Source organism: Alicycliphilus denitrificans, assembly GCF_044792555.1.
Classification (GTDB): Bacteria; Pseudomonadota; Gammaproteobacteria; order Burkholderiales; family Burkholderiaceae_C; genus Alicycliphilus; species Alicycliphilus denitrificans_A.
This window is the reverse complement of sequence record NZ_CP126238.1, coordinates 2587277-2609520: the sequence shown is the minus strand read 5'-3', so window position 1 is coordinate 2609520 and position 22244 is coordinate 2587277. Positions and strand designations below refer to the sequence as shown.

Sequence of the window (22244 nt, the reverse complement as noted above, 5' to 3'; positions counted from 1 at the left end):
GCAGATTCTGGCTGTGTTGCGCGTCAGCGGCGCTTGTGCAGCACCATCTCGTCGCCGTTGCGGCTCATCTGGAACTCGCGCAGAAAGCTGTTGCCCAGCAGCACATAGGGCATGGGCTGGGGGGTGACGATGGCGTCCACGCCACGCAGTTCCACGTCGCCCACGCGCACGGAGTCGAGCCGCAGGCGCCAGCCCTGGGCCATGCCGTTGGCGGTGTGCATCATCACGCTCTGGCCCTCCTGCTCGAATTGGAGGCCCATGCGCTGCGCGTCCGGGCGACCTATGGCCACGGTGGAGGCACCCGTGTCCACCATGTACTGCATCACGCGGCCGTTGATCTGGCCGCTGCTCACGAAATGCCCGCGCGCATCGGCCTTGAGCACCACGCGCTGGCCCGCGCCGCTGCTGCCCACGCTCACCGGCGCCTCGCCCAGGCGCAGGGTGCTGCGGCCTCCGGCGCTGTCCAGCACGGCCTCGTCGCGGCCCACGGAGATCACCCGCACGCCCATGTGGGACTCGCCCGGCGCCACACCGCGCGGTGCGCTGCCGTTCACCACCAGCAGGGCCTTGCCGCCCAGAATGCCGGCCAGCGCCACGTTCTGCGCCTGCGCCGGCATGGCGGCGGCCAGCGCCAGCGTGGTGCTCAGGCAGGCAAGCAGGGGACGCATGGGGGCGGGTGTGCGATCAGTCGCGGAAGTTGTCGAAGGTCAGCGGCAGGTCGGCCATGTCCTTACGGATCAGCGCCATGGCGGCCTGCAGGTCGTCGCGCTTGGCGCCCGTGACGCGCACCTTGTCCTCCTGGATGGCGGCCTGCAGCTTGAGCTTGCTGTCCTTGACCAGGCGCTGGATCTTCTTGGCCTGCTCGCTGTCGATGCCGCTGCGCACCTTCACCACCTGCTTGAGCTTGTCGCCGCCGATTTTCTGGGGCTTTTGCACGTCCAGGAAGCGCACGTCCACGCTGCGCTTGGTGAGCTTGTTGCGCAGGATGTCCTCGACCTGCTGCAGCTGGAAATCGGCGTCGCCAAACAGCGTGATCTCCTTGTCCTTGAGCTCGATGGCGGCGGAGGTGCCCTTGAAATCGAAGCGCGTGCCGATCTCCTTGGCGGTGTTCTCCACGGCGTTCTTCACTTCGACGAAGTTGGCTTCACAAACGGTATCAAAAGACGGCATGGCATCACTCTGGTCAAACCTGGGACAAACCCGCAGCCCCTGGGGGACGGGTGCGACAATCCGGGCGATGTTAGTCGAGAAAAACGTCCCCCTGCAGAGTTGCAACACCTTCGGCATCGCGGCGCGTGCGCACACGCTGGTGCGCGTGCGCACGCCGCAGGACGTGCATGACCTGCTGGCCGACCACCGCCTGGCGCGCCAGCCGCTGTTCGTGCTCGGCGGGGGCAGCAACATCGTGCTCACGGGAGATGTGAAGCCGGTGCTGCTGAAGATGGAGATCAAGGGCCGGCGCTTGCTCGAGGAAACCGACCAGGCCTGGATCGTCGAGGCCGGCGCCGGCGAGGTCTGGCACGACACCGTGGCCTGGACGCTGGAGCAGGGCTGGCCGGGGCTGGAGAACCTGGCGCTGATCCCCGGCACGGTGGGCGCGGCGCCGGTGCAGAACATTGGTGCCTATGGAGTGGAGCTGCAGGATCGCTTCCATTCGCTTGTCGCCATCGACCTGGCCACGGGCCGGCCCTTCACGCTCGACGCCGCCCAATGCGCGTTTGGCTACCGCGACTCGGTGTTCAAGCACGCCGCGCCGCTGGCCGAGCAGGAAGGCGGCGGCCTGCCCGGCCATTGGGGCCGGGGCATGGGGCTGGCGGGCCGAGCGGTGATCACCCATGTGCGCTTTCTGCTGCCCAAGGACTGGCACCCCGAGCTGGGCTACCTGGACCTGGAGCGCCGCCGCGCCGAGGCCGGCGTGGCGCATCCCACGGCGCGCCAGATTTTCGACTGGGTGTGCGAGATCCGTCGCGCCAAGCTGCCCGACCCGGCCGTGATCGGCAATGCCGGCAGCTTCTTCAAGAACCCTACGGTGACGCCCGAGCAGTGCCGGGACATCATCGGGCGTGACCCGAAGATCGTGCACTACCCCATGGCCGACGGCAGCATCAAGCTGGCGGCTGGCTGGCTCATCGACGCCTGTGGCTGGAAGGGCAAGAGCGTGGGCAAGGCCGGCGTGTACGACAGACAGGCCCTGGTGCTGGTGAATCGCGGCACTCCTGCAGATAGCGTCACAGGCGGCGAGGTCATGACCCTGGCCCGCGCCATACAGACCAGCGTGTATGAGCGCTTTGGCATCCGGTTGGAGCCGGAGCCGGTGGTGATGTAAGCCGACTTCAGGCTGCTGGCGGCGATGGAGCAGGCGGGGGCGCGCAAATGCACCTACAATCGCCGCCCGGCAACATCGCCACCATGGGTTCCCTCGCCCCCATCACCAAAAAGGACTGTCATGTCGCTCGTTCAAGCGCCGCCATCGCGCGCGCCGTTGTATCTCTCCTTCCTGGTGGCGTTTCATATCGCCATCGTCATCGCCAGCAACTACCTGGTGCAGCTGCCCATCACGCTGCTGGGCTTTCACAGCACCTGGGGGGCATTCAGCTTTCCCTTCATCTTTCTGGCCACCGACCTCACGGTGCGGCTGATCGGCAAGGCGAGCGCGCGCCGCGTCATCGCCCGCGCCATGCTGCCGGCGCTCGCGGCATCGTATGGGGTGGGCGTGCTGTTCCATGAGGCGGGCTTCAATGGCTGGGGCGCGCTGGCGGAATTCAACACCTTCGTGTTCCGCATCGCCTTTGCCAGCTTTGCCGCCTATGTGCTGGGGCAGCTCTTGGACATCCAGGTGTTCGATCGCATCCGCCAGCAAAGCCGCGCCTGGTGGCTGGCGCCGGCCGCGGCCTCGGTGTTCGGCCAGGCGCTGGATACGGCGGCGTTTTTTGCCATCGCCTTCTGGCGCAGCTCCAACCCCTTCATGGCGGCGCACTGGGTGGAGATCGCCTGGGTGGACTACGCCATCAAGCTCGCCGTGAGCCTGTTCTTGTTCGTGCCCGCCTATGGCGTGGTGCTGGCGGCCGTGGTGCGCTGGCTGCGCCAGGACCCGCTGCCGCTGGTGGCCGCGCGATGAGCGCCCTGGACCAGCGCCGTGCCCTGGTGCTGCTGTCGGGTGGCCAGGACTCCGCCACCTGCCTGGCCTGGGCGCTCTCGCGTTATGCGGTGGTGGAGACCATAGGCTTTGACTACGGCCAGCGCCACCGCGCCGAGCTCGACTGCCGCCTGCGGCTGCGCGCCGGGCTGCAGGCCATGCAAGACCGCTGGCCGGGCCGGCTGGGGGCGGATCATGTGTTGACGGTGGACGTGCTGGCGCAACTGGGCGGCAGCGCCATGACCGAGGAGGTGGCCATCACCTTGCAGCAAGACGGCCTGCCCAACACCTTTGTGCCGGGGCGCAATCTGCTGTTCTTCACGCTGGCCGCCGCGCTGGCCTACCGGCGCGGGCTTCAGGTTCTGGTGGGCGGCATGTCCGAGACCGACTATTCCGGCTACCCCGACTGCCGCGACAACACCCTGAAGGCGCTGCAGGTGGCGCTGAGCCTGGGGCTGGACCGGCCTTTGAGCCTGGAGACGCCGCTGATGTGGCGCGACAAGGCAGCCACCTGGCAACTGGCGCAGGATCTGGGCGGCGAGGCCCTGGTCGAGCTGATCCGGCGCGACTCCCACACCTGCTACCTCGGCGAGCGCACGCAGCTGCACGACTGGGGCTACGGCTGCGGCAGCTGCCCGGCCTGCGCATTGCGCGCCCAGGGCTGGACGCAGTGGGCAGCGCAGCGCGCGTAAACAATGCCCGGCTGGATGCTGGTATTTTGATAGCGTAAGGCGCTTTATGGATAAGCGCTAGTGCCTTATTTGACTGGTCTTAATGCGCGTTCGACCCATCATGGCAGCGCACGCAGCACGGCGCGCACGGGCGAGGCGTCGGCCGTGGTCAACCTGAGCGGCAGGGCGATGAGCTCGTAGTCGCCCTCGGGCACGGTGTCCAGCACCAGGTTTTCCAGCACGCGCAGGCCGCGGCGGCGCAGCACCTGGTGGCTGGGCAGCAGCTGGCTGTCGGCCGGGTCAATGCTGGCCGTGTCTATGCCCACCAGCCGCACGCCCGCGTCGGCCAGGCGTTCCAGGGTTGCTGGCGCGAAGGCGCTCAAATGCTCGTCCCAGCGGTCCACCGGCGCATGCTCGTACGTGCGCAGCAGCACACGCGGCGGCAGGTCGGCGCTGATGGCGTGGGCGATATGGCGCCAATGAACCAGCGGGCCGCAGCCGATGGCGTGGATCACGCGGCAGGGGCCGATGAAGGCGTCCAGCGCTACGGTGCCTATGGCCGCGCCGGCGTTGTCGTAATGCAGCGGTGCGTCCGCATGCGTGCCTATGTGGGGCGACAGCGTGAGGCGGCTCACGTTCACCGCACTGTCGGCGCCTATCGTCGCGCTCCATTGCTGCTGGTAGGGTGCATCGCCCGGATACACCGGGCTGGCCGCATGCACGGGTGCCGAGATGTCCCATAGCCGGGGCGGGCCAGGCTGGGTCACGGCACAAGCCCTTCGAGCGGCGGCAGCTGATGGCGCAGGCGTGCGCGGTTGCAGGCCTGGCTGCCGGCCTCGAACTCGCGGCAGGGCGAGGGCCGCCATTCGTAGATGCCGCAGGCCGCGCGCTGGCCCACCTGGCCTGTGAGCGCGGCGCAGCGCGGGCGCGCGTGGTCGGTGCCGCGCATGCGGGCGATGTGTTCGGTCACCTCCACCACCAGCCCCCGGGGCACGCGGCCGCCCAGGTCTTCGGTCTCGTGCACCGAAAAGTCGACGCGGAAACTGGCGCAACAGGCGCCGCAGGTCAGGCAGGGGTGGAGTGTCATGGTGGCAAGGCCGGCCAAAGTGCGCATTGTGCAGCGCCGCGGCAATGCGCTCGATCAAACCCTGGGAAGGATGTTGCAATAGAATGAGAATTACTTTTATTCATCATTCAAGTGGCATATGCAACAGACACGCAATGGCCTGGCCCATGGGCAACCGCAAGGCCTGGATACGCTGCCGCGCGGCGTGGCGGCCACCGTGGCCGGGCTGCGCGAGGTGCAGGATGGGAGCGCGCGCGCCATGGTCTTGCGGCTGATGGAGATTGGCTTCCTGCCCGGCGAGCCCGTCAGCGTGATCGCCTGCGGGTTCCCCGGCGCCGATCCGCTGGCCGTGCGCGTGGGGCAGGCCACCTTCGCCCTGCGCCGCCATGAGGCGGCCCAGATCCTGGTGCATGTGCATGCCGAGGAGGGCGCTGCATGAGTGGCCAGGCTGCTGCGGCCGCAGCGTTCACCCATATCGCGCTGCTGGGCAATCCGAACTGCGGCAAGACGGCCCTGTTCAACGTGCTCACCGGCGCGCGCCAGAAGGTGGCCAACTACGCCGGCGTGACCGTGGAGCGCAAGGAGGGCGTGTTTGCCACCGCCAGCGGCCGGCGCGTGCGCGTGCTGGACCTGCCCGGTGCCTACAGCCTGCATGCGCAGAGCCTGGACGAGGCCGTCACGCGCGACGTGGTCACGGGCCGGCGCCCCGGCGAGCCGGTGCCCGAGCTGCTGGTGTGCGTGACCGATGCCACGCACCTGCGCCTGAACCTGCGCCTGGTGCTGGAGGCGCGCGAGCTGGGCCTGCCCATGGTGCTAGTGCTGAACATGAGCGACATGGCCCGGCGCCAGGGCATAGAGATCGACCGCGCCGTGCTGGCGCGCGAGCTGGGCCTGCCCGTGGTGGCCAGTGTGGGCGTGCGCGCCAATGGCGCCGACGAACTGCTGCGCTGGCTGGATACTGCTCCCCGGCCCCAGGCCGCATCCCGGCCCCAGGCATCGGCCGATGTGCCGCTGCCGGCCGTGAACGCCCTGGAGGATGACCAGCCCCAGCGCGTGCAGCGCCTGCACCAGGAGGTGCGCCGCATCATCGGCCTGGCCGTGAGCGAGCCCGCGCGGCGCCTGCGGCAGGACGACCGCATCGACGCCGTGGTGCTGCACCCGTTGTGGGGCACGCTGCTGCTGGCGGCGACGCTGTTCCTGATGTTCCAGGCCGTGTTCAGCTGGGCCGAGCTGCCCATGGGCTGGATCGAGGGCGCCACGGCCCTTGCCGCCGAATGGCTCAACGCCCACATGGCCGAGGGGCCGCTGCGCAGCCTGCTGGCCGACGGCATCATCGCCGGCGCGGGCGGGGTGGTGGTGTTCCTGCCGCAGATCCTGATCCTGTTCTTCTTCATCCTGGCGCTGGAAGAGTCCGGCTACCTGCCGCGCGCGGCCTTTCTGCTGGACCGCGTGATGGGCGCGGTGGGCCTGTCGGGGCGCTCCTTCATCCCGCTGTTGTCGAGCTTTGCCTGTGCCGTGCCGGGCATCATGGCCACGCGCTCGATTCCCGACTGGCGCGACCGGCTCGTGACCATACTGATCGCACCGCTGATGACCTGCTCGGCACGCCTGCCGGTGTATGCGCTCTTGATCGCGGCCTTCATTCCCGAGCGCACCGTGGCCGGCCTGTTCAACCTGCAGGGCCTGGTGCTGTTTGGCCTGTACCTGGGCGGCATCCTCAGCGCCATGGCCGTGGCCGCTGCCGCACGCCTGGCCCGCCGCGGCAGTGGCGCGGCGCCGCTGCTGATGGAGCTGCCGGCCTACCGCTGGCCCAGCCCGCGCAACCTGGCCCTGGGCCTGGGGGAGCGCGCGGGTATCTTCCTGCGCCGCGTGGGCGGCATCATCCTGGCCGTCACCGTGCTGCTGTGGTTCCTCTCGACCTACCCGGCGCCGCCCGCAGGCGCTGTCGGGGCCGCCATCGAATACAGCCTTGCGGGGCGCCTGGGCGCCTGGCTGGAGGTGGTGTTCGCGCCCATAGGCTTCAACTGGCAGATCAGCATCGCCCTGGTGCCCGGCATGGCCGCGCGCGAGGTGGCGGTGAGCGCCCTGGGCACGGTCTACGCCATTGCCGCATCAAACGATGGCACGGCCGCGCAGCTCGCGCCCCTGCTGGCCGGCCAATGGTCGCTGGCCACGGCGCTGTCGCTGCTGGTGTGGTTCATCTTCGCGCCGCAGTGCATCTCGACCATCGCCGCCGTGCAGCGCGAGACCAACGGCTGGCGCTGGCCGCTGGTGATGGCGGCCTACCTGTTCGCGCTGGCCTACGGCGCGAGCTTCATCATCTACCGCATCGCCCTGGCATGGGGTGGAGGCTGACATGCTGCAAGAACTCATCGCGGCCCTGATCGTTGTCGCCGCCGTGGCCTATATGGCCTGGCGCTACCTGCCCGCCGCCTGGCGCCGGCGCCTGGGCCGCGTGCACCCCGGCCTGGCCGCCGGACCGGGGGGCTGTGGCAGTGGCGGCGGCTGCAGCAGCTGTGGTGGCTGCGGTACGTCGCCCAAGGCCGTGCCGCCTGCTTCGAGCGGGGCAAGGCGTCAATTTCGTGCTTTTAAATAAATAGCTGTTAACGCTTTGTGGGTGGGCGCTGGAGCCATTTTTTCTCATAATTCCAGTGTCATGCCGCCAGCGGAAACTCGTCCCAGGGCATGGTGAGCGGCGGCAGGCCATGGCGTTGGCGTGCCTCGTTGCAGCGGTCCGTGCCCATCTCGAAGTGGTGGCAGGTGGACGGGCGCTGCTCGTAAATGCTGCAGATCGACTGCTTGCCGCAGCGCCCGATGAGCGCCACGCAGCGCACGGGGTGGCGCTCCGTGCCGTCCATGCGCCAGCGGTTGCCGTGCACCTCGTGCGCCAGCGCATCGGGCACGCTGCCGCCCATGGATTGCAGCTCGTAGACGGGAAATTCGACGCGGTACTCGTGGCAGCAGGCGCCGCAGGTCAGGCAGGGGTGGGAGGCTTCGGACATGTGCAAGGGGCGGTGGCAGGCAAACACGGAAAGGAAGCACGCCCAATGGACTGGGCGCAGCCTCTAGGGGCGGGCGTGTTTGCGGCACTAGGTGTGCCCTTGCAGGAACTTCAGCGCGAAGTCGTGAATGCGCACCTGCAGCGCCCGGATGCGGACGGCACGGTGGCGCTGCAGGCCACGGTTGTGGCGGGGGAAAGGGCACGGGCGCATGGGGGGATGAGCCTGTGCCGTGGGTGGCGCGGGATGGGGGTCAGCCGATGCGGCCGAGCAGCAGGTACTCCATGAGTGCCTTTTGCACGTGACGGGTGTTTTGGCTGCGACCCGCAGCCTGCGGCTGCTTCATATGCGCTGCGCGGATATGAGCCTGCGCCCAAACAGGATGCTGGCGCTGCCGCGCCACCGGCTTGCAATTCATGCAATCCGGCCGAGCAAAAGGTACTCCATGAGCGCCTTTTGCACGTGCATCCTGTTTTCGGCCTCGTCCCAGACGACCGACTGCGGGCCGTCGATCACGTCGGCCATCACCTCCTCGCCGCGGTGCGCGGGCAGGCAGTGCATGAACAGCGCGTCGGGCCTGGCCACGGCCATCATCTCGGCGTCCACGCACCAGTCGGCGAAGGCCTTGCGCCGGGCCTCGTTCTCGGCCTCGTAGCCCATGCTGGTCCACACGTCGGTGGTCACCAGGTCGGCGCCGCGGCAGGCGTCCATGGGGTTGGCAAAGACCTTGTAGCAGCCCGCGCGGGGGGGCTTGCCGCCGAAGGCGAGCTTCTCGTCCACCTCGTAGCCGCCGGGCGTGCTCACGTGCACGGTGAAGCCGAGCAGGTCGGCCGCCTGCAGCCAGGTGTTGGCCATGTTGTTGCCGTCCCCCACCCAGGCCACCACCTTGCCGGCGATGCTGCCGCGGTGCTCGATGTAGGTGAAGATGTCCGCCATGATCTGGCACGGGTGGAATTCGTTGGTCAGGCCGTTGATGACGGGCACGCGCGAATATTCGGCAAAGCGTGCGATCTTGTCCTGGCCGAAGGTGCGGATCATGACCAGGTCGGTCATGCGGCTGATGACGCGCGCGCTGTCCTCTATGGGCTCGGCGCGGCCCAGCTGGCTGTCGCCCGTGGTCAGGTGCACCACGCTGCCGCCGAGCTGGTACATGCCCGCCTCGAAGCTCACGCGCGTGCGCGTGCTGGCCTTCTCGAAGATCATGGCCATGGTGCGGTCCGCCAGCGGGTGGTACTTCTCGTAGCTCTTGAACTTGCCCTTGATGATGGCGGCGCGCGAGAACAGATAGTTGTATTCGTCGGCACTGAGGTCGGCGAACTGCAGGTAATGCTTCATATGCGGTCGGCTTTCTTCATTCGGCCAGGAAGGCCTGCACCAGCGGCGTGAGCAGGGCGACGATCTCGTCGGCCTCGGCGCGCGTCAGCGTGAGGGAGGGCACGAGGCGGATCACGCGATCGGCCGTCACCGACAGCAGCAGGCCGCAGTCAGCCGCGCGGTCGATGAGCACGCCGCAGGGGCGGTCCAGCTCCACGCCGATGATCAGGCCCTGGCCGCGCACCTCATTCACGCCAGGGATATGGCCCAGTGCCTGCTGCAGCGCGGCCTTCAGATGCGCTCCCACCTCGGCGGCGTTGGCCAGCAGCCCTTCCTCTTCCATGATGCGTATGGTTTCCACGCCGGCGCGCATGGCCAGCGGGTTGCCGCCGAAGGTGGAGCCGTGGTTACCGGGCTTGAGTACCTCGGATGCGGCACCGTGCGCAAGCACCGCGCCCACGGGAACGCCCGAGCCCAGGCCCTTGGCCAGGGTCATCACGTCGGGAACGATGCCGGCCCACTGGTAGGTGAACCATTTGCCGGTGCGGCCCATGCCGGACTGCACCTCGTCGAGCATCATCAGCCAGCCGTTGGCATCGCAGAGCTTGCGCACCTGCTGCAGGTATTCGGCACGCATGGGGTGCAGGCCGCCCTCGCCCTGGATCGGCTCCATCAGCACGGCGACGACGTTGGGGTTGCCCTCGGTGGCCTCCTGCAGCGCCTCGATGTCGTTGGGCGCCACGCGGATGAAGCCGTCGAGCAGCGGGCCGAAGCCGTTGCGCACCTTGGGGTTGCCCGTGGCCGTCATGGTGGCGATGGAGCGGCCGTGGAAGGCATGGTCATAGACCACGATCACGGGCTTCTCTATTCCCTTGTCCACACCGTACTTGCGCGCGATCTTGATGGCGCACTCGTTGGCCTCCAGCCCCGTGTTGCAGAAGAACACGTTGGTCATCTGGGCGCGCTCGGTGAGAAGGCGGGCGAGCTGCTCCTGCCCGGGCACATGGTAGTAATTGGAGGTGTGGATCAGCTTGGTGAGCTGATCCTGCAGCGCGGCCACCAGCCTGGGGTGGTTGTGGCCCAGGGTGTTCACCGCGATGCCGCCCAGGCCGTCGAGGTACTGCTTGCCGTTCACGTCCCACACGCGCACGCCCTGGCCTCGCTCAAGTGCGATGGGCACGCGGCCATAGGTGTTCATCACGTGGGGCGAGGCAGCCTCGATAAAAGCGGTCATGCAGACTTCTCCTGACAAGAGCGGAACAATCACGGGCCCTGGCGGGCCGAAAAGGGAAAGCCTGATTCTAGGGGCTGGCCTTGTTCCCGCCATTGAAGAATGCGCATCACAGTCATGCATCCAGGCTCTGCGCCTGGAGGTGCGTGCGGGTCAATGGCGGCATGGCTGCCCCGGGCTTTGCGGGGTTAGCTCTTATATAAGAGTTAGAATCGGCCCACGCGAGCACACAAGGCCCGCGCCCCATTCACGACCCGAACCCGATGGTTGCTCCCACCTCCAAAGAAGTCTTCATCCAAGGCCTTACCCACGAAGGGAGAACCTTCCGCCCCAGTGACTGGGCCGAGCGCCTGGCCGGGGTCATGAGCCAGTTCCGCCCCGGCGGCGCGCGGCCCGGCAGCCACCTGAACTATTCGCCCTGGTGCATTCCTACGACGATGAATGGCGTGAAGTGCGTGGTGGTCAATCGCGAACTGCAGGCCTACGAGCCCATGGCATGGGATTTCGTGCTCAACTTCGCCAAAGACAACAACCTGCAGGTCGTCGAGGCCTGCCTGCTGCCCGATTCCCCTGCCTGATAGATACCTCGCCCATCGTTACGCGCACAAAAAAACCGCCTCAAGGCGGTTTCTTTGCTTTGCTGACAGCGCACCCGTTACAAACGGCGGGTGGCGGGCCACCCGGGCTGTTTGCCTGAGAGGGTCAGGCGGCCAGGGCCAGGGCTTTCACCTTGGCGGACAGGCGGCTCTTGTCGCGGGCGGCCTTGTTCTTGTGGAAGATGCCCTTGTCGGCAATGGTGTCGAGCACGGACTGGGCCTTGGCGAACAGCTCGGTGGCCTTGGTCTTGTCGCCGGCCAGGACGGCCTTCTCGACGTTCTTGACGGCGGTGCGGTACTTGGAGCGCAGCGAGGTGTTGGCTGCGTTCAGCTTCACGCCTTGGCGCGCGCGCTTGCGGCCCGAGGCGAGGCGGGGGTTCTTCTTGACTGGCTTACCAGATGCCATGATATGTGTTCCTTGTGTCTGAGGATGATGTCAGCAAAGCCGGCCATTATAGCGCGCATGTTGATTTGAGGCCATGGCGGCGCCTAGCGAATACACTCGGCACGGTGTCACTGCTCAAAGCCGCTTCCACCGTATCCCTGTTGACCCTGGCCTCGCGTGTGACGGGGCTGGTGCGCGATCTGCTCATGGCCTCGATCTTCGGGGCGAATGTTCTCACCGACGCGTTCAACGTCGCCTTTCGCATTCCCAACCTGTTTCGCCGCCTGTTTGCCGAAGGGGCCTTCAGCCAGGCCTTTGTGCCCGTGCTCGCGGCGCACAAGGCGCAGCATGGCGAGGAAGCCACGCACAAGCTCATCGATGCCGTGGCCACGGCTCTGTTCTGGGCGCTGTTGCTGACCTGCGTGCTGGGTGTGGCGGGGGCGCCGCTGCTGGTCTGGGCGCTGGCCAGCGGGCTGCGTCAGGAGCCGCAGGGGTTTGATGCCGCCATCTTCATGACGCGCTGGATGTTCCCCTACATCGGCTTCATGTCGCTGGTGGCGTTGGCAGCGGGCGTGCTCAATACCTGGAGGCGCTTTGCTGTGCCGGCGGCCACGCCGGTGTTGCTGAACCTGTGCATGATCGCCGCAGCCTGGCTGGGTGCGCCGCAGCTGGCGGCGCGCGGCATAGAGCCTATCTTTGCCATGGTGGGCGGCGTGATGGCCGGTGGCGTGCTGCAGTTGGCGGTGCAGTTGCCCGTGTTGCTGCGCCTGGGGCTGCTGCCGCGCATTGGCATGACCTGGGCTACGGTGCGCAGCGCCTGGCAGGATGCGGGCGTGCGCCGCATCCTGACGTTGATGGCGCCGGCGCTGCTGGGCGTGGGGGTGGCGCAGATCTCGCTCATGATCAATACGCAGATTGCGTCCTACCTGACGCCGGGCAGCGTGACCTGGTTGTTCTATGCCGACCGGCTGATGGAGTTCCCTACCGCCTTGTTGGGCGTGGCTTTGGGCGTGGTGCTCACGCCGCAACTGGCGGCGGCCAGGGCTGCCGATGATGGTGAACGGTACTCGGCCATGCTGGATTGGGGCCTGCGCATCGTGGTGCTGCTGGCCGTGCCCTGTGCCGTGGGCTTGCTGACCTTTGCCACGCCTTTGGTTGCCACCTTGTTTCACCATGGCGCATTGCATGACCGTGATGTGGGGCAGATTGCCGTGGCCCTGGCCGGCTATGGCGTGGGCCTGCTGGGGCTGGTGGCCATCAAGGTGCTGGCGCCCGGCTACTACGCCAGCCAGGACATACGCACGCCGGTGCGCATTGCCATCGTGGTGCTGGTGGCCACGCAGCTCATGAATGCCGCTTTGGTGCCGCTGCTGGCGCATGCGGGCCTGGCCTTGTCGATAGGCTTGGGTGCGCTCATCAACGCGCTGTGGCTGCTCATGGGGCTGGTGCGCCGCGGCAGCTTCCGGCCGCGCCCGGGTTGGAGTAGGCTGGGGCTGCAGGTGGTGGCCGCCAGTGCCTTGTTGGCCGCGTTTTTGGCCTGGGCATCGCTGCATTTCGACTGGCTGGCGCTGCGCGCCGATAGTGTGCAGCGTGCCGGGCTGCTGGCACTGTTGCTGTGTGCTGCAGTCATGCTGTATTTTGGCGCCCTGTGGGCCTGCGGACTCAAGCCGCGTGAGCTCTTGCGCCGGTAGACTGCTGGGCAATCCGCAGGCACTTCCATGTCACTGAGCTACCCCGTACCGACACCGCTGGAATACTTCGCTTCGCTGGTGCAAGTGGGGCAGGGCGAGTCCATCGCGCTGCTTGAGGCCGCAGCCTGCATTGCGCATGATGCCTACCCCGACATGGACGTGCAGGAGTTCCTGGACGAGATGGACAGGCTGCAGGCGCGGCTTGCGCGTCGCATGCCTGCAGGCGCAGAGCCGCTGCAGCGCCTGAATGTGCTCAACCGCTTCTTCTATGGCGAACTGGGCTTTGGCGCCAACCTCAACGACTACTTCGCGCCGGACAACAGCTATCTGCACCTGGTGCTGCGCATGCGGCGCGGCATCCCGATCTCGCTGGCCCTGCTGTGGCTGGAACTGGCCCAAGGTGTGGGGCTGGATGCGTACGGAGTGTCGTTTCCCGGCCATTTTCTGGTCAAGGTGCTGCTGCCTGGAGGGCAGGCGGTACTCGACCCGATGACGGGCCATTCGCTCTCGCGCGAGGCCCTCAGCGAGCGCCTCGCGCCTTTTCGCCAGGGCCAGGGCACAGCAACGCAAGAGGAGGTGCCCCTGGGCTTGTACCTGCAGGCCGCAACCGAGCGCGACATCCTTGTGCGCATGCTGCGCAACCTCAAGGAAATTTACCGCGCGCGCCAGGACTGGCGCAGTCTTGTCGCCGTGCAGCACAGGCTGATCACGTTATTGCCCGATGCCTGGGACGAGTGGCGCGACCGCGGCCTGGCCTATGCCGAGCTGGGCCAGTCATTGCAGGCGGTGGAAGATCTGGAAACCTACTTGACCCGCGCCCCGGATATGAGCGATGCGCAGGCCATTGTGTTGCGCGTCAAGGCGTTGCGCGCGTCTGAATAACAAAACGCCCGCAGTGCAGGCGGGCGTGCGGGAAACGAAAGAGCAGCCAGTCAGGAACTGGCCTTGACGGCCAGTACCGGGCAATCCACGTTGAGCAGGATTTCCTGCGCCATGCTGCCCAGCAGCAGCTTGCCCACGGGAGAGCGCTTGCGCAGCCCGATCACGAGTACGGAAACCTGCAGCGCCGCGACCAGGTCTTCGATTTCTTCGATGGTGCTCTTGCCACGCACGAATTGACGGAACTCTGCCGTGATGGGAAGCGTTGCCAGGCGCTCTTCCACTCGCTCGGCCTCATAACCGTTGACGATGCTGGGGTCTTCCTGGCGACCACCGGGGCCGGCGTTGACGACGACCAAGCGCTCATTGCGCCGGGTTGCGATTTCAATCCCCTTGTCCAGCGCAGCCCGGCCTTCGGGGCGAGGAACGTAGGCGACGAGAATGGTCATGCGGGTGTCTCCCTTGTGCAGTGTGAATGAGGAATTAGGCGCTCCGGCGCCAGCTAAGAGAATAGCTCAACACCCATCCATTGACGAGGACGGGCATAGCGCCGCGAGAATAAATGCTGCGCTGCGGTCACACCAGCTGTGCTGCCTTCAGCTCTTTTTTGAGATAGGCGTAAAACAGCGGCGCCGCCACTAGCCCGGCAGGTCCGAAGATGGCCTCGGCCACGAACATGACGGCGAGCAGCTCCCACACACCTATGTGGGTGCGGCGGCCTACCACCTTGGCGTTGATCACATATTCGGCCTTGTGGATCAGGATCAGAAAGGCCAGGCAGGCCACGGCTGCGATGGGCGATACCGACAAGCCCACCACCGTGATCACGGCGTTGCACAGCAGATTACCCACGATGGGCACCAACCCGGCCAGAAAGGTCAGTGTGATCAGAGCCGGTGTATAGGGCAGCTTCAGATCCCACAGCGGCAGCACCAGTAGCAGGAACACGGCAGTGAGCAGGGTGTTGAAGGATGCGATCCAGAACTGCGCCGCCACGATCTGGCGAAACGCTTCGCCCATGCGTCCAATGCGCAGCACGAGTTGCTGCGTCAGGGGGCCGCGTGTGGCGCCCAGGCTTCGCACGGCGGCCAACGCACCTATGAGCAGGCCCACGTAGGCATACAGCAAGCCCGTAAGCCAGGCACGCCCCGCCATGGCCAGGGCGCCGGCCTTGGCGGCCAGGTAGGAAGCGATGACGCGCTGGATCTCGGCGGTACCCGCAGGCAACTGTGCGGCGATATCGGGGGGCAGTTTTAGGCGCAGTTCGAGCACCGTGCGCGCGAGAAAATCCAGCAGTTCGCGATACTGCTGTGGGGCATCGACAATGTAGGTGCGTGAGTGCGACAGTGCGAAAGCCACGAGCAGCAGGGGGGACAGCATCACCAGAGCCGCGGCCACGCTCTGGCCGCTGTGCGAATACCCTCGCCCCCGTGGACCCAGGCGGCGCAGCCGCACCAGGCGCGGCGCCAGCCAGCGTGTGAGCAAAAAACCCAGGCACACGCACAGCAGGCCTGGTAGCAGGCCGTACCACATGATGAGCAGCAGCGTTGCGCCCATCAGCAGATAGCTGGCAAGGGCCACGCCACGGCTCACAGGCGCGTGTGTGACCTTGGGCGTTGGCAGTGCTTCGGGTGCACCTTGCGGCGCCTGTCCCGATGACATGGCAGCTAACTCTGACTGTGCAAGCCGAAGAATCAGGCGACGACGACAGCAGCACCCGTGCCGCGTTCGGCAATGGTACCGATGGCGTACACCGTCTCGCCTAACGTGTGCAGCGTGGCGGTCGTGGCGGCCGCGGCTTCGGCGGGAACGACGACGACCATGCCTATGCCGTTGTTGAAGGTGCGGTTCATCTCCGTATCGTCGATGCCGGCAGTCTTCTGCAGCCAGGCAAACAGCTCGGTCTGGGGCCAGCTGCCGGCTTTCAGGTGGGCCGCCAGGCCTTCGGGCAGCACGCGTGGAATGTTTTCCAGCAGGCCGCCGCCGGTGATATGAGACAAGGCCTTGATCGGGTGCTGCGCGAGTGCCGCCAGCACGTTCTTCACGTACAGGCGCGTGGGTTCCATGATCGCAACCTTGAAGGGTTTGCCATCGAGCTGATCGGGGATGCTGCCATTGGCGGTGGCGCGCTCTATACATTTGCGCACCAGGGAAAACCCATTGGAGTGAACGCCGCTGGAGGCCAGACCCAGCACTATGTCGCCCGGTTGCACGCCCTGGCCGGTGAGGATCTTGGATTTTTCCACTGCACCCACGGCAAAGCCAGCCAGGTCATATTCGCCGGCCGGGTACATGCCGGGCATCTCCGCCGTCTCGCCGCCGATCAAGGCGCAGCCCGAGAGCTCGCAGCCCTTGGCAATGCCGCCGACCACGGCTGCGGCCGTGTCCACATCGAGCTTGCCGCAGGCGAAGTAGTCCAGGAAGAACAGCGGCTCGGCGCCTTGCACCAGCACGTCGTTGACGCTCATGGCCACCAGGTCGATGCCCACGGTGTCGTGCATGTTCCACTCGAAGGCCAGCTTGAGCTTGGTGCCCACGCCGTCGGTGCCTGAGACCAGCACGGGCTCCTTGTAACGTTTGGGTACTTCGAACAACGCGCCAAAGCCACCGATGCCGGCCATTACGCCCTCGCGCAGCGTCTTCTTGGCCAGCGGCTTGATGCGCTCGACCAGCGCGTCGCCTGCGTCGATGTCAACGCCGGCGTCTTTGTACGAGATGGGAGGTGTGGCAGAGGAGCTCATGTGATGTGCGTCAGTGCTGTGGGCCGGTGGGCTCAAAAGGCGAGATTTTAAGGTGTGGCGGGCGCTGGACACCATTTGCCAGGGCAAAGACATTGGTGGCGCACTAAAATTACAGTTTGCACGCTAGCGTTCCCCTGGCCTGCGTGGCTTTGCAGGGGGACGGTTCTCACTCATATATCGCTTCATGCCATCCAGTCCTTCACCTCCAGGCTCGGCCGTGGCCCGCATTGCGCGTACGGGTTGGCGTTGGTCATGTCCTTGCGGTTGGGGTGCGGTCCGATGAAGCAATTGGCGCTCGACATCGGCCTGGCTACCGGCCCCACGCTGGACAACTTCTACGCCGGACCCAACGTCCAGGCGCTCCAGCATCTGCGCCTGGCCGTGGGTGATGGTGCTGCGCCCCGCTCGCCCGTGCCCACTTATCTGTGGGGCGAGGCCGGAACGGGCAAGACGCATCTGCTCAAGGCTGTCTACGACGCCTTGCGTGGGCAGGGGGCCAGCGTGGGCTGGCTGGATCCGTCGGTGGCCGTGCCTACGGCGTTTGATGAGCGCTGGGGCGCGGTGCTGCTCGACGAGGTACAGCTGTACACCACGGCGCAGCAGGCGGCAGCCTTCAACTGGTTTGTCAATGCCATCAACCCGACAGCGGGCGCGCCGCGCTGGGTGTTGGCGGCCGGCTCGCTGCCGCCTGCCGATCTGCCGCTGCGCGACGACTTGCGCACGCGACTGGGCTGGGGGCATGTGTTTCAGCTGCAGTTGCTCAGCGAGCCTGAACGGCGTGCCGTGCTGCGCCAGCAGGCCGATGCACGTGGCATCTTTCTGGCAGACGAGGTGATGGACTACATGCTCACGCGCTTTTCGCGCGATTTGGGCAGCCTCATGCAATTGCTCGACCAGCTCGACAGCTTTGCCCTGCGTACCCAGCGGGCAGTGACCGTGCCACTGCTCAAGACCATGCTGCAAAGCGAATAGCCTGCTGGTGCCACCATGTGCCGGCCTTCTACATTCATCTCCTACACGTATGACATCCAACATATCGGCGCAACGTCGGCGGCTGGCCCTGTTCGACCTGGACCACACCTTGCTGCCGCTCGACTCCGACTACGAGTGGGGCGAATTCACCATCCGCATTGGCTGGACCGACCGCGAGGAATTCGGCCGGCGCAACAAGGCCTTCTACGACGACTATGTGGCCGGGCGGCTGGACGTGCATGACTACGTGCGCTTTGCCACCGAGGCCGTGCGCTTGCGCGGCCCGGACGCTGCGGCTCAGGCGCATGCGCAGTTCATGCGCGACGTGATCGCGCCGGCTATCCACGACCAGGCACGTGCGCTGGTGCAAAAGCACCGCGACGCGGGCGACGAGGTACTCATCATCACGGCCACCAATGAATTCGTCACCCGCCCGATCGCACAGGAGCTGGGCGTGCCGCAGTTGCTGGCGCTGGAGCTCGAACGCGACACGGACGGCTGGATCACCGGCGACATCCGCGGCGTGCCTACCATGCGCGAGGGCAAGGTGCGGCGCATGGAGCAATGGCTGGCCGAGCGCGATCTGGACTGGCAGGACGTGGACAGCACCTTCTACAGCGACTCCATGAACGACGTGCCACTGCTCGAGAAGGTGAACCACCCCGTCGCCACCAACCCCGACCCGCGCCTGCGCGCGCTGGCCCAGCAGCGCGGCTGGCGCATCCTGGACCTGTTTCCCTCACAACAACAATGATCAAGACCTTCATCAATAAACTGCTGGGCAAGGGCGCCCCCGGCGCGGGCCGTGCGTCCAAGCGCCGCTTCGGCAAGCGCGCAGAGGTCCCGGCCTCGGTGCATGGCATAGACCCCGAACTCGTGGATCGCCGGGCCTCTGACGTGGTGCGCACGCTCAAGCAGGCGGGCTACGAGGCCTACATCGTCGGCGGCGCCGTGCGCGACCTGCTGCTGGGCCTCAAGCCCAAGGATTTCGACGTGGCCACCAACGCCACGCCCGAGCAGGTCAAGGGCCTGTTCCGGCGCGCCTTCATCATCGGCAAACGCTTTCGCATCGTGCACGTGGTGCATGGCCGCGGGCGCGAGCACGAGGTGATCGAGGTCTCCACCTTCCGCGCCTACATGGACAACGCCGCTGCCGAGCAGGTGGGCGGTAACGAAAAAACCAGCAAGGCCCAGCTGGCCGGCATGCAGCACGCCGTGGACGCCAGCGGCCGCGTGCTGCGCGACAACGTCTGGGGCCCGCAGGACGAGGATGCCACGCGGCGCGACTTCACCGTCAACGCCATGTACTACGACCCCGAGACGCAGGTTGTGGTGGACTTCCACAACGGCATAGAGGACGCTAGGAAGCGCGTGCTGCGCATGATCGGCGACCCGGCCACGCGCTACCGCGAGGATCCGGTGCGCATCATCCGCGCCGTGCGTTTCGCAGCCAAGCTCAGCCCGCTGGGCTTTGCGCTCGAGCCCAAGACCGCCAAGCCCCTGCTGGCCTGCGAGCCGTTGCTGCAGGAGGTGCCGCAAAGCCGCCTGTTCGACGAGATGCTCAAGCTGCTGCAGACTGGCCATGCGCTGGCGTCTGTCGCGCAGCTCAAGGGCCTGGGGCTGGAGAAGGGCATCTACCCGCTGCTGGACGTGGTGGTGGAGCGCGCGGACCTGCCCTTCGTGCAGGCCGCGCTGCAGGATACCGACCGCCGCGTGGGCGAGGGCAAGACCGTGGCGCCCAGCTTCCTGCTGGCCTGCGTGCTGTGGCAGGACGTGAAGGCCGGCTGGGAACAGCGCCTGGCCCAGAACCAGCACGCCTTTCCGGCGCTGCAGGATGCGATCGACGATGTGTTCGACAAGCGCATCGGCGACGTGTCCGGCCGCGGCAAGCTGGCGGCCGATATGCGCGAGATCTGGGTCATGCAGCCGCGCTTCGAGAAGCGCTCGGGCAGCACGCCGTTCAGCATGATTGCCCATATCCGCTTTCGCGCCGGCTTCGACTTCCTGCGCCTGCGCGCCGATGTGGGCGAGGTCGAGGAGGGACTGGCCGAGTGGTGGCAGCAATTCTCGCTGGCCGACGACGTGCGCCGCGAGGACATGCTCGAGCAGGTGCGCGAGGATCAGCGCGCGCGCCAGCGCAAGGCCCAGCCTGTGGCGCGCCGCGTGCCCAAGGCGGCCGAGCCCGCCGCAGCGAAGGGGGCGGCCGAGCCGCTTGCCGAGACGGGCGGCCCCACAGACGGCGATGCCGCAGCCCCCAAGAAGCGCCGCCGCCGTCGCCGCAAGCCTGCTGCCAATGGTGGCGAAGCCGGCGCGGGTACGGATCAGGGGTGATGGCCTGGATAGGGCTGGGCGCCAACCTGGGCGATGCGCGCGCAGCCCTGCGCGCTGCCGTGCGGGCCATGGCGGCGCTGCCGGGCACGCGGGTGCTGCGCGTGTCTTCGCTGTACCGCAGCGCGCCCGTGGATGCAGGCGGACCTGACTATCTGAATGCCGTGGCCGAACTGGAAACCACGCTTGCGCCTCTGGACCTGCTGCACGCGCTGCAGGCCATTGAGCAGGCCGCCGGCCGCGAGCGCCCCTACCGCAATGCGCCGCGGACGCTGGACCTGGATCTGCTGCTGTATGGCGCGCAGCAATTGGACGGCGCCGAACTCACCGTACCCCATCCGCGCATGGGCGAGCGGGCCTTCGTGCTGTTGCCACTTGCGGAGCTCGCCCCAGGGCTGGTGGACGCAGAGCAACTTGCAGCCGTCGCCAACCAGCACATTGAGCTCGTGGCCGCCACTCCTGGGTGGGCACAATAGCCTCTCACGAACTCATGGCCGCTTGCGCTTGCCGGTTTGATCATTGGGAGACAAGCTGCGCCAGCCTCATTGTTCGTATATACAAGAAAGCTGTTATAGGCATTAAAAAACCGTTAAGTTTTTGAAACTTAACGGTTTTAATGTGGTGCCCGGGGCCGGAATCGAACCGGCACGCCTTGCGGCGGGGGATTTTGAGTCCCCTGCGTCTACCAATTTCACCACCCGGGCGACGCAGAAATCGAAGTCGCAAATTATGGCACAGTATCGCCGTATGAAAACCTACCCCACCATTGAAGACGCGATCGGCCGCACGCCGCTGGTTGCCTTGCAGCGCATAGGGGCGCAGGACAACGCGGCCCGTGGCAATGTCGTTCTGGGCAAGCTGGAGGGCAACAACCCCGCGGGCTCGGTCAAGGACAGGCCGGCCCTGTCGATGATCCGGCGCGCCGAGGAGCGTGGCGAGATCAAGGCCGGCGACACGCTGATCGAGGCCACCTCGGGCAACACCGGCATTGCCCTGGCTATGGCGGCGGCCATCAGGGGCTACCGCATGGTGCTGATCATGCCCGAGGACCTGTCGGTGGAGCGCGCCCAGACCATGAAGGCCTTTGGTGCCGAGCTCATCCTCACGCCCAAGAGCGGCGGCATGGAATATGCGCGCGACCTGGCCGATCAGATGGTGGCGCAGGGCAAGGGCGTGGTGCTGGACCAGTTCGCCAACCCCGACAACCCGCGCATCCACTACGAGACCACGGGTCCCGAGCTGTGGGAGCAGACGGATGGGCGCATTACGCACTTCGTGAGCGCCATGGGCACTACGGGCACCATCACCGGCGTGGCGCGCTTTCTGCGCGAGAAGAACCCCGCCGTCCGCATCGTCGGCGCCCAGCCGCGCGAGGGCTCGCGCATCCCGGGCATACGCAAGTGGCCCGAGGAATACCTGCCCAAGATCTATGAGCCGAATCTGGTGGATGAGCTGGTCTATGTGGGCCAGGACGACGCCGAGGACATGGCGCGGCGCCTGGCGCGCGAGGAAGGCATCTTCGGCGGCATCTCCGCGGCCGGCGCCTGCTGGGTGGCGCAGCAGATTGCGGCGCAGGAACAGAACGCCACGATTGTCTTCGTGGTCTGCGACCGAGGCGACCGTTACCTGTCCACCGGCGTGTTTCCGGCCTGAGCGGCGTCGTACCTCCTATGCGCTACGAAACCCGTTTTTGCAGCCACTGCGCGACCGAGCTCGCGCCCATCGTGGTTCTGGAGGACAGCGGCGAGAAGGAGCGCCTGCGCTGCCCCTCTTGCGGCTTCACGCACTGGAACAACCCCACGCCCGTGCTCGCCGCCATCGTGGAGGTGGACGGCTGCGTGCTGCTGGCGCGCAACGCGCTGTGGCCGCCCCAGATGTTCGCGCTGATCACCGGCTTCATGGAGGCCGGCGAGTCGCCCGAGGACGGCATTGCGCGCGAGGTGAAGGAGGAAACCAACCTTGACGCGTACGCCGTGCGCTTGGTGGGTGTGTACGAGTTCCTGCGCATGAACCAGGTCATCATTGCCTACCATGTCCAGGCACGGGGGCAGGTGCAGCTGTCGCCGGAGCTGGTGGACTACCGCTTCTACGAACTCGGGCAGCTTAAATGCTGGCCCGCCGGCACGGGCTATGCGCTGGCCGACTGGCTGCGCTCGCGTGGGCACGAGCCGGTATTCTTCACGGCCGAGGAAAATGCCGAGCGCCGCCGCGGACTGGACGCGCCAAAGGATTAGG

At 66.6% G+C, this 22244-nt stretch carries 27 protein-coding genes and 1 tRNA gene; 15 read left to right on the top strand and 13 right to left on the bottom strand.

Features of this window, described 5'->3' with window-relative positions; translation table 11 throughout:
• Nucleotides 1-23: 23 nt before the first annotated feature.
• Both P7644_RS12470 and P7644_RS12465 read right to left on the bottom strand, forming a co-directional pair.
• Complete coding sequence (locus P7644_RS12470; RefSeq protein ID WP_404299577.1) at nt 24-668, bottom strand: TIGR02281 family clan AA aspartic protease; 645 nt, start codon at nt 666-668, stop codon at nt 24-26.
• Between the two features lie 16 nt (nt 669-684).
• Nucleotides 685-1170 (bottom strand): YajQ family cyclic di-GMP-binding protein, encoded by a 486-nt coding sequence (locus tag P7644_RS12465; RefSeq protein WP_404299575.1) that lies wholly within the window; start codon nt 1168-1170, stop codon nt 685-687.
• Nucleotides 1171-1237: 67 nt separating this feature from the next.
• On the opposite strand from P7644_RS12465, the gene murB reads away from it, so the two are divergent.
• The 3 genes from murB to queC all read left to right on the top strand — a co-directional run bounded on the left by murB (nt 1238) and on the right by queC (nt 3828).
• A complete protein-coding gene (gene murB, locus P7644_RS12460; protein ID WP_404299573.1) occupies nt 1238-2326 on the top strand; it encodes a UDP-N-acetylmuramate dehydrogenase in 1089 nt (362 codons plus the stop codon).
• A gap of 120 nt (nt 2327-2446) precedes the next feature.
• Entirely contained in the window at nt 2447-3118 is a 672-nt protein-coding gene (locus P7644_RS12455; protein ID WP_404299571.1) for a 7-cyano-7-deazaguanine/7-aminomethyl-7-deazaguanine transporter, read from the top strand.
• A complete protein-coding gene (gene queC, locus P7644_RS12450; protein WP_404299569.1) occupies nt 3115-3828 on the top strand; it encodes a 7-cyano-7-deazaguanine synthase QueC in 714 nt (237 codons plus the stop codon). The genes P7644_RS12455 and queC overlap by 4 nt, the downstream gene beginning before the upstream one ends.
• A 98-nt stretch (nt 3829-3926) precedes the next feature.
• On the opposite strand, the gene kynB is transcribed toward queC, so the two are convergent.
• Both kynB and P7644_RS12440 read right to left on the bottom strand, forming a co-directional pair.
• On the bottom strand, nt 3927-4574 hold the full coding sequence (gene kynB, locus P7644_RS12445; protein ID WP_404299567.1) for an arylformamidase: 648 nt from the start codon (nt 4572-4574) through the stop codon (nt 3927-3929).
• Nucleotides 4571-4894 carry a YkgJ family cysteine cluster protein gene (locus tag P7644_RS12440; RefSeq protein ID WP_404299565.1) on the bottom strand — a complete coding sequence of 108 codons (324 nt, stop codon included), beginning with the start codon at nt 4892-4894 and terminating at the stop codon, nt 4571-4573. The genes kynB and P7644_RS12440 overlap by 4 nt, the downstream gene beginning before the upstream one ends.
• Nucleotides 4895-5012: 118 nt before the next feature.
• On the opposite strand from P7644_RS12440, the gene P7644_RS12435 reads away from it, so the two are divergent.
• From P7644_RS12435 to P7644_RS12425, 3 genes are read left to right on the top strand one after another with little or no spacing between them, the layout of a single operon-like run.
• Complete coding sequence (locus P7644_RS12435; RefSeq protein WP_404299563.1) at nt 5013-5312, top strand: ferrous iron transport protein A; 300 nt, start codon at nt 5013-5015, stop codon at nt 5310-5312.
• Nucleotides 5309-7228: a ferrous iron transporter B gene (locus P7644_RS12430; protein ID WP_404299561.1), complete on the top strand. Its 1920-nt coding sequence runs from the start codon at nt 5309-5311 to the stop codon at nt 7226-7228. Before P7644_RS12435 ends, P7644_RS12430 begins: the two co-directional genes overlap by 4 nt.
• Before the next feature lies 1 nt (nt 7229).
• On the top strand, nt 7230-7469 hold the full coding sequence (locus tag P7644_RS12425; RefSeq protein ID WP_404299560.1) for a hypothetical protein: 240 nt from the start codon (nt 7230-7232) through the stop codon (nt 7467-7469).
• A gap of 58 nt (nt 7470-7527) precedes the next feature.
• Here the strand turns inward: P7644_RS12425 and P7644_RS12420 are convergent, their stop codons facing one another.
• The 4 genes from P7644_RS12420 to P7644_RS12405 all read right to left on the bottom strand — a co-directional run bounded on the left by P7644_RS12420 (nt 7528) and on the right by P7644_RS12405 (nt 10420).
• On the bottom strand, nt 7528-7875 hold the full coding sequence (locus P7644_RS12420) for a YkgJ family cysteine cluster protein (protein WP_404299558.1): 348 nt from the start codon (nt 7873-7875) through the stop codon (nt 7528-7530).
• 87 nt (nt 7876-7962) lie between these two features.
• On the bottom strand, nt 7963-8085 hold the full coding sequence (locus P7644_RS12415; protein WP_404299556.1) for a hypothetical protein: 123 nt from the start codon (nt 8083-8085) through the stop codon (nt 7963-7965).
• A 201-nt stretch (nt 8086-8286) separates the two neighbouring features.
• Nucleotides 8287-9207 carry an ornithine carbamoyltransferase gene (gene argF / locus P7644_RS12410; protein ID WP_404299555.1) on the bottom strand — a complete coding sequence of 307 codons (921 nt, stop codon included), beginning with the start codon at nt 9205-9207 and terminating at the stop codon, nt 8287-8289.
• A 16-nt stretch (nt 9208-9223) separates the two neighbouring features.
• Nucleotides 9224-10420 carry an aspartate aminotransferase family protein gene (locus P7644_RS12405; protein WP_404299553.1) on the bottom strand — a complete coding sequence of 399 codons (1197 nt, stop codon included), beginning with the start codon at nt 10418-10420 and terminating at the stop codon, nt 9224-9226.
• A 260-nt stretch (nt 10421-10680) separates the two neighbouring features.
• Between P7644_RS12405 and P7644_RS12400 the strand changes: the two genes are divergently transcribed.
• On the top strand, nt 10681-10995 hold the full coding sequence (locus P7644_RS12400) for a DUF3579 domain-containing protein (RefSeq protein ID WP_404299551.1): 315 nt from the start codon (nt 10681-10683) through the stop codon (nt 10993-10995).
• A 124-nt stretch (nt 10996-11119) separates the two neighbouring features.
• Here the strand turns inward: P7644_RS12400 and rpsT are convergent, their stop codons facing one another.
• Nucleotides 11120-11419, bottom strand: a complete 300-nt coding sequence (gene rpsT, locus P7644_RS12395) for a 30S ribosomal protein S20 (RefSeq protein WP_404299549.1) — start codon at nt 11417-11419, stop codon at nt 11120-11122.
• Between the two features lie 104 nt (nt 11420-11523).
• Here rpsT and murJ point away from each other — a divergent pair, with 104 nt between their 5' ends.
• Both murJ and P7644_RS12385 read left to right on the top strand, forming a co-directional pair.
• A complete protein-coding gene (gene murJ, locus P7644_RS12390; RefSeq protein WP_404299547.1) occupies nt 11524-13089 on the top strand; it encodes a murein biosynthesis integral membrane protein MurJ in 1566 nt (521 codons plus the stop codon).
• Nucleotides 13090-13116: 27 nt separating this feature from the next.
• Nucleotides 13117-13971, top strand: coding sequence for a SirB1 family protein (locus tag P7644_RS12385; protein ID WP_404299545.1), 855 nt, complete (start codon nt 13117-13119; stop codon nt 13969-13971).
• Nucleotides 13972-14021: 50 nt separating this feature from the next.
• On the opposite strand, the gene P7644_RS12380 is transcribed toward P7644_RS12385, so the two are convergent.
• From P7644_RS12380 to purM, 3 genes are all read right to left on the bottom strand, one after another.
• A complete protein-coding gene (locus P7644_RS12380) occupies nt 14022-14417 on the bottom strand; it encodes a universal stress protein (protein WP_404299543.1) in 396 nt (131 codons plus the stop codon).
• A 127-nt stretch (nt 14418-14544) separates the two neighbouring features.
• Nucleotides 14545-15630 (bottom strand): AI-2E family transporter, encoded by a 1086-nt coding sequence (locus P7644_RS12375; protein WP_404299541.1) that lies wholly within the window; start codon nt 15628-15630, stop codon nt 14545-14547.
• Nucleotides 15631-15662: 32 nt separating this feature from the next.
• Nucleotides 15663-16709 (bottom strand): phosphoribosylformylglycinamidine cyclo-ligase, encoded by a 1047-nt coding sequence (gene purM, locus P7644_RS12370; RefSeq protein ID WP_404299539.1) that lies wholly within the window; start codon nt 16707-16709, stop codon nt 15663-15665.
• A gap of 279 nt (nt 16710-16988) precedes the next feature.
• Here purM and hda point away from each other — a divergent pair, with 279 nt between their 5' ends.
• From hda to folK, 4 genes are read left to right on the top strand one after another with little or no spacing between them, the layout of a single operon-like run.
• Nucleotides 16989-17681 (top strand): DnaA regulatory inactivator Hda, encoded by a 693-nt coding sequence (gene hda / locus P7644_RS12365; protein ID WP_404299537.1) that lies wholly within the window; start codon nt 16989-16991, stop codon nt 17679-17681.
• A gap of 49 nt (nt 17682-17730) precedes the next feature.
• Nucleotides 17731-18435, top strand: a complete 705-nt coding sequence (locus P7644_RS12360) for an HAD family hydrolase (protein WP_404299535.1) — start codon at nt 17731-17733, stop codon at nt 18433-18435.
• Nucleotides 18432-20012, top strand: coding sequence for a polynucleotide adenylyltransferase PcnB (pcnB, locus tag P7644_RS12355; RefSeq protein ID WP_404299534.1), 1581 nt, complete (start codon nt 18432-18434; stop codon nt 20010-20012). The genes P7644_RS12360 and pcnB overlap by 4 nt, the downstream gene beginning before the upstream one ends.
• Nucleotides 20012-20485: a 2-amino-4-hydroxy-6-hydroxymethyldihydropteridine diphosphokinase gene (gene folK, locus P7644_RS12350; protein ID WP_404299532.1), complete on the top strand. Its 474-nt coding sequence runs from the start codon at nt 20012-20014 to the stop codon at nt 20483-20485. Before pcnB ends, folK begins: the two co-directional genes overlap by 1 nt.
• Nucleotides 20486-20628: 143 nt before the next feature.
• Here folK and P7644_RS12345 read toward each other — a convergent pair.
• Nucleotides 20629-20713: transfer RNA gene (locus P7644_RS12345), tRNA-Leu, on the bottom strand.
• Between the two features lie 43 nt (nt 20714-20756).
• Between P7644_RS12345 and cysM the strand changes: the two genes are divergently transcribed.
• Both cysM and P7644_RS12335 read left to right on the top strand, forming a co-directional pair.
• The gene (cysM, locus tag P7644_RS12340; protein ID WP_404299530.1) at nt 20757-21662 is read left to right on the top strand and encodes a cysteine synthase CysM; all 906 of its coding nucleotides are present in this window, start codon (nt 20757-20759) and stop codon (nt 21660-21662) included.
• A gap of 17 nt (nt 21663-21679) precedes the next feature.
• Nucleotides 21680-22243 (top strand): NUDIX domain-containing protein, encoded by a 564-nt coding sequence (locus tag P7644_RS12335; RefSeq protein WP_404299528.1) that lies wholly within the window; start codon nt 21680-21682, stop codon nt 22241-22243.
• Nucleotide 22244: the final 1 nt, after the last annotated feature.

What these genes read in the sequence shown, in the direction of transcription:
- P7644_RS12470 (WP_404299577.1), bottom strand. Translation starts at nt 668, where the DNA reads ATGCGTCCCCTGCTTGCCTGCCTGAGCACCACGCTGGCGCTGGCCGCC.
- P7644_RS12465 (WP_404299575.1), bottom strand. Translation starts at nt 1,170, where the DNA reads ATGCCGTCTTTTGATACCGTTTGTGAAGCCAACTTCGTCGAAGTGAAG.
- murB (WP_404299573.1), top strand. Translation starts at nt 1,238, where the DNA reads ATGTTAGTCGAGAAAAACGTCCCCCTGCAGAGTTGCAACACCTTCGGC.
- P7644_RS12455 (WP_404299571.1), top strand. Translation starts at nt 2,447, where the DNA reads ATGTCGCTCGTTCAAGCGCCGCCATCGCGCGCGCCGTTGTATCTCTCC.
- queC (WP_404299569.1), top strand. Translation starts at nt 3,115, where the DNA reads ATGAGCGCCCTGGACCAGCGCCGTGCCCTGGTGCTGCTGTCGGGTGGC.
- P7644_RS12440 (WP_404299565.1), bottom strand. Translation starts at nt 4,894, where the DNA reads ATGACACTCCACCCCTGCCTGACCTGCGGCGCCTGTTGCGCCAGTTTC.
- P7644_RS12435 (WP_404299563.1), top strand. Translation starts at nt 5,013, where the DNA reads ATGCAACAGACACGCAATGGCCTGGCCCATGGGCAACCGCAAGGCCTG.
- P7644_RS12430 (WP_404299561.1), top strand. Translation starts at nt 5,309, where the DNA reads ATGAGTGGCCAGGCTGCTGCGGCCGCAGCGTTCACCCATATCGCGCTG.
- P7644_RS12425 (WP_404299560.1), top strand. Translation starts at nt 7,230, where the DNA reads ATGCTGCAAGAACTCATCGCGGCCCTGATCGTTGTCGCCGCCGTGGCC.
- P7644_RS12420 (WP_404299558.1), bottom strand. Translation starts at nt 7,875, where the DNA reads ATGTCCGAAGCCTCCCACCCCTGCCTGACCTGCGGCGCCTGCTGCCAC.
- P7644_RS12415 (WP_404299556.1), bottom strand. Translation starts at nt 8,085, where the DNA reads ATGCGCCCGTGCCCTTTCCCCCGCCACAACCGTGGCCTGCAGCGCCAC.
- argF (WP_404299555.1), bottom strand. Translation starts at nt 9,207, where the DNA reads ATGAAGCATTACCTGCAGTTCGCCGACCTCAGTGCCGACGAATACAAC.
- P7644_RS12405 (WP_404299553.1), bottom strand. Translation starts at nt 10,420, where the DNA reads ATGACCGCTTTTATCGAGGCTGCCTCGCCCCACGTGATGAACACCTAT.
- P7644_RS12400 (WP_404299551.1), top strand. Translation starts at nt 10,681, where the DNA reads ATGGTTGCTCCCACCTCCAAAGAAGTCTTCATCCAAGGCCTTACCCAC.
- rpsT (WP_404299549.1), bottom strand. Translation starts at nt 11,419, where the DNA reads ATGGCATCTGGTAAGCCAGTCAAGAAGAACCCCCGCCTCGCCTCGGGC.
- P7644_RS12385 (WP_404299545.1), top strand. Translation starts at nt 13,117, where the DNA reads ATGTCACTGAGCTACCCCGTACCGACACCGCTGGAATACTTCGCTTCG.
- P7644_RS12380 (WP_404299543.1), bottom strand. Translation starts at nt 14,417, where the DNA reads ATGACCATTCTCGTCGCCTACGTTCCTCGCCCCGAAGGCCGGGCTGCG.
- P7644_RS12375 (WP_404299541.1), bottom strand. Translation starts at nt 15,630, where the DNA reads ATGTCATCGGGACAGGCGCCGCAAGGTGCACCCGAAGCACTGCCAACG.
- purM (WP_404299539.1), bottom strand. Translation starts at nt 16,709, where the DNA reads ATGAGCTCCTCTGCCACACCTCCCATCTCGTACAAAGACGCCGGCGTT.
- hda (WP_404299537.1), top strand. Translation starts at nt 16,989, where the DNA reads ATGAAGCAATTGGCGCTCGACATCGGCCTGGCTACCGGCCCCACGCTG.
- P7644_RS12360 (WP_404299535.1), top strand. Translation starts at nt 17,731, where the DNA reads ATGACATCCAACATATCGGCGCAACGTCGGCGGCTGGCCCTGTTCGAC.
- pcnB (WP_404299534.1), top strand. Translation starts at nt 18,432, where the DNA reads ATGATCAAGACCTTCATCAATAAACTGCTGGGCAAGGGCGCCCCCGGC.
- folK (WP_404299532.1), top strand. Translation starts at nt 20,012, where the DNA reads ATGGCCTGGATAGGGCTGGGCGCCAACCTGGGCGATGCGCGCGCAGCC.
- cysM (WP_404299530.1), top strand. Translation starts at nt 20,757, where the DNA reads ATGAAAACCTACCCCACCATTGAAGACGCGATCGGCCGCACGCCGCTG.
- P7644_RS12335 (WP_404299528.1), top strand. Translation starts at nt 21,680, where the DNA reads ATGCGCTACGAAACCCGTTTTTGCAGCCACTGCGCGACCGAGCTCGCG.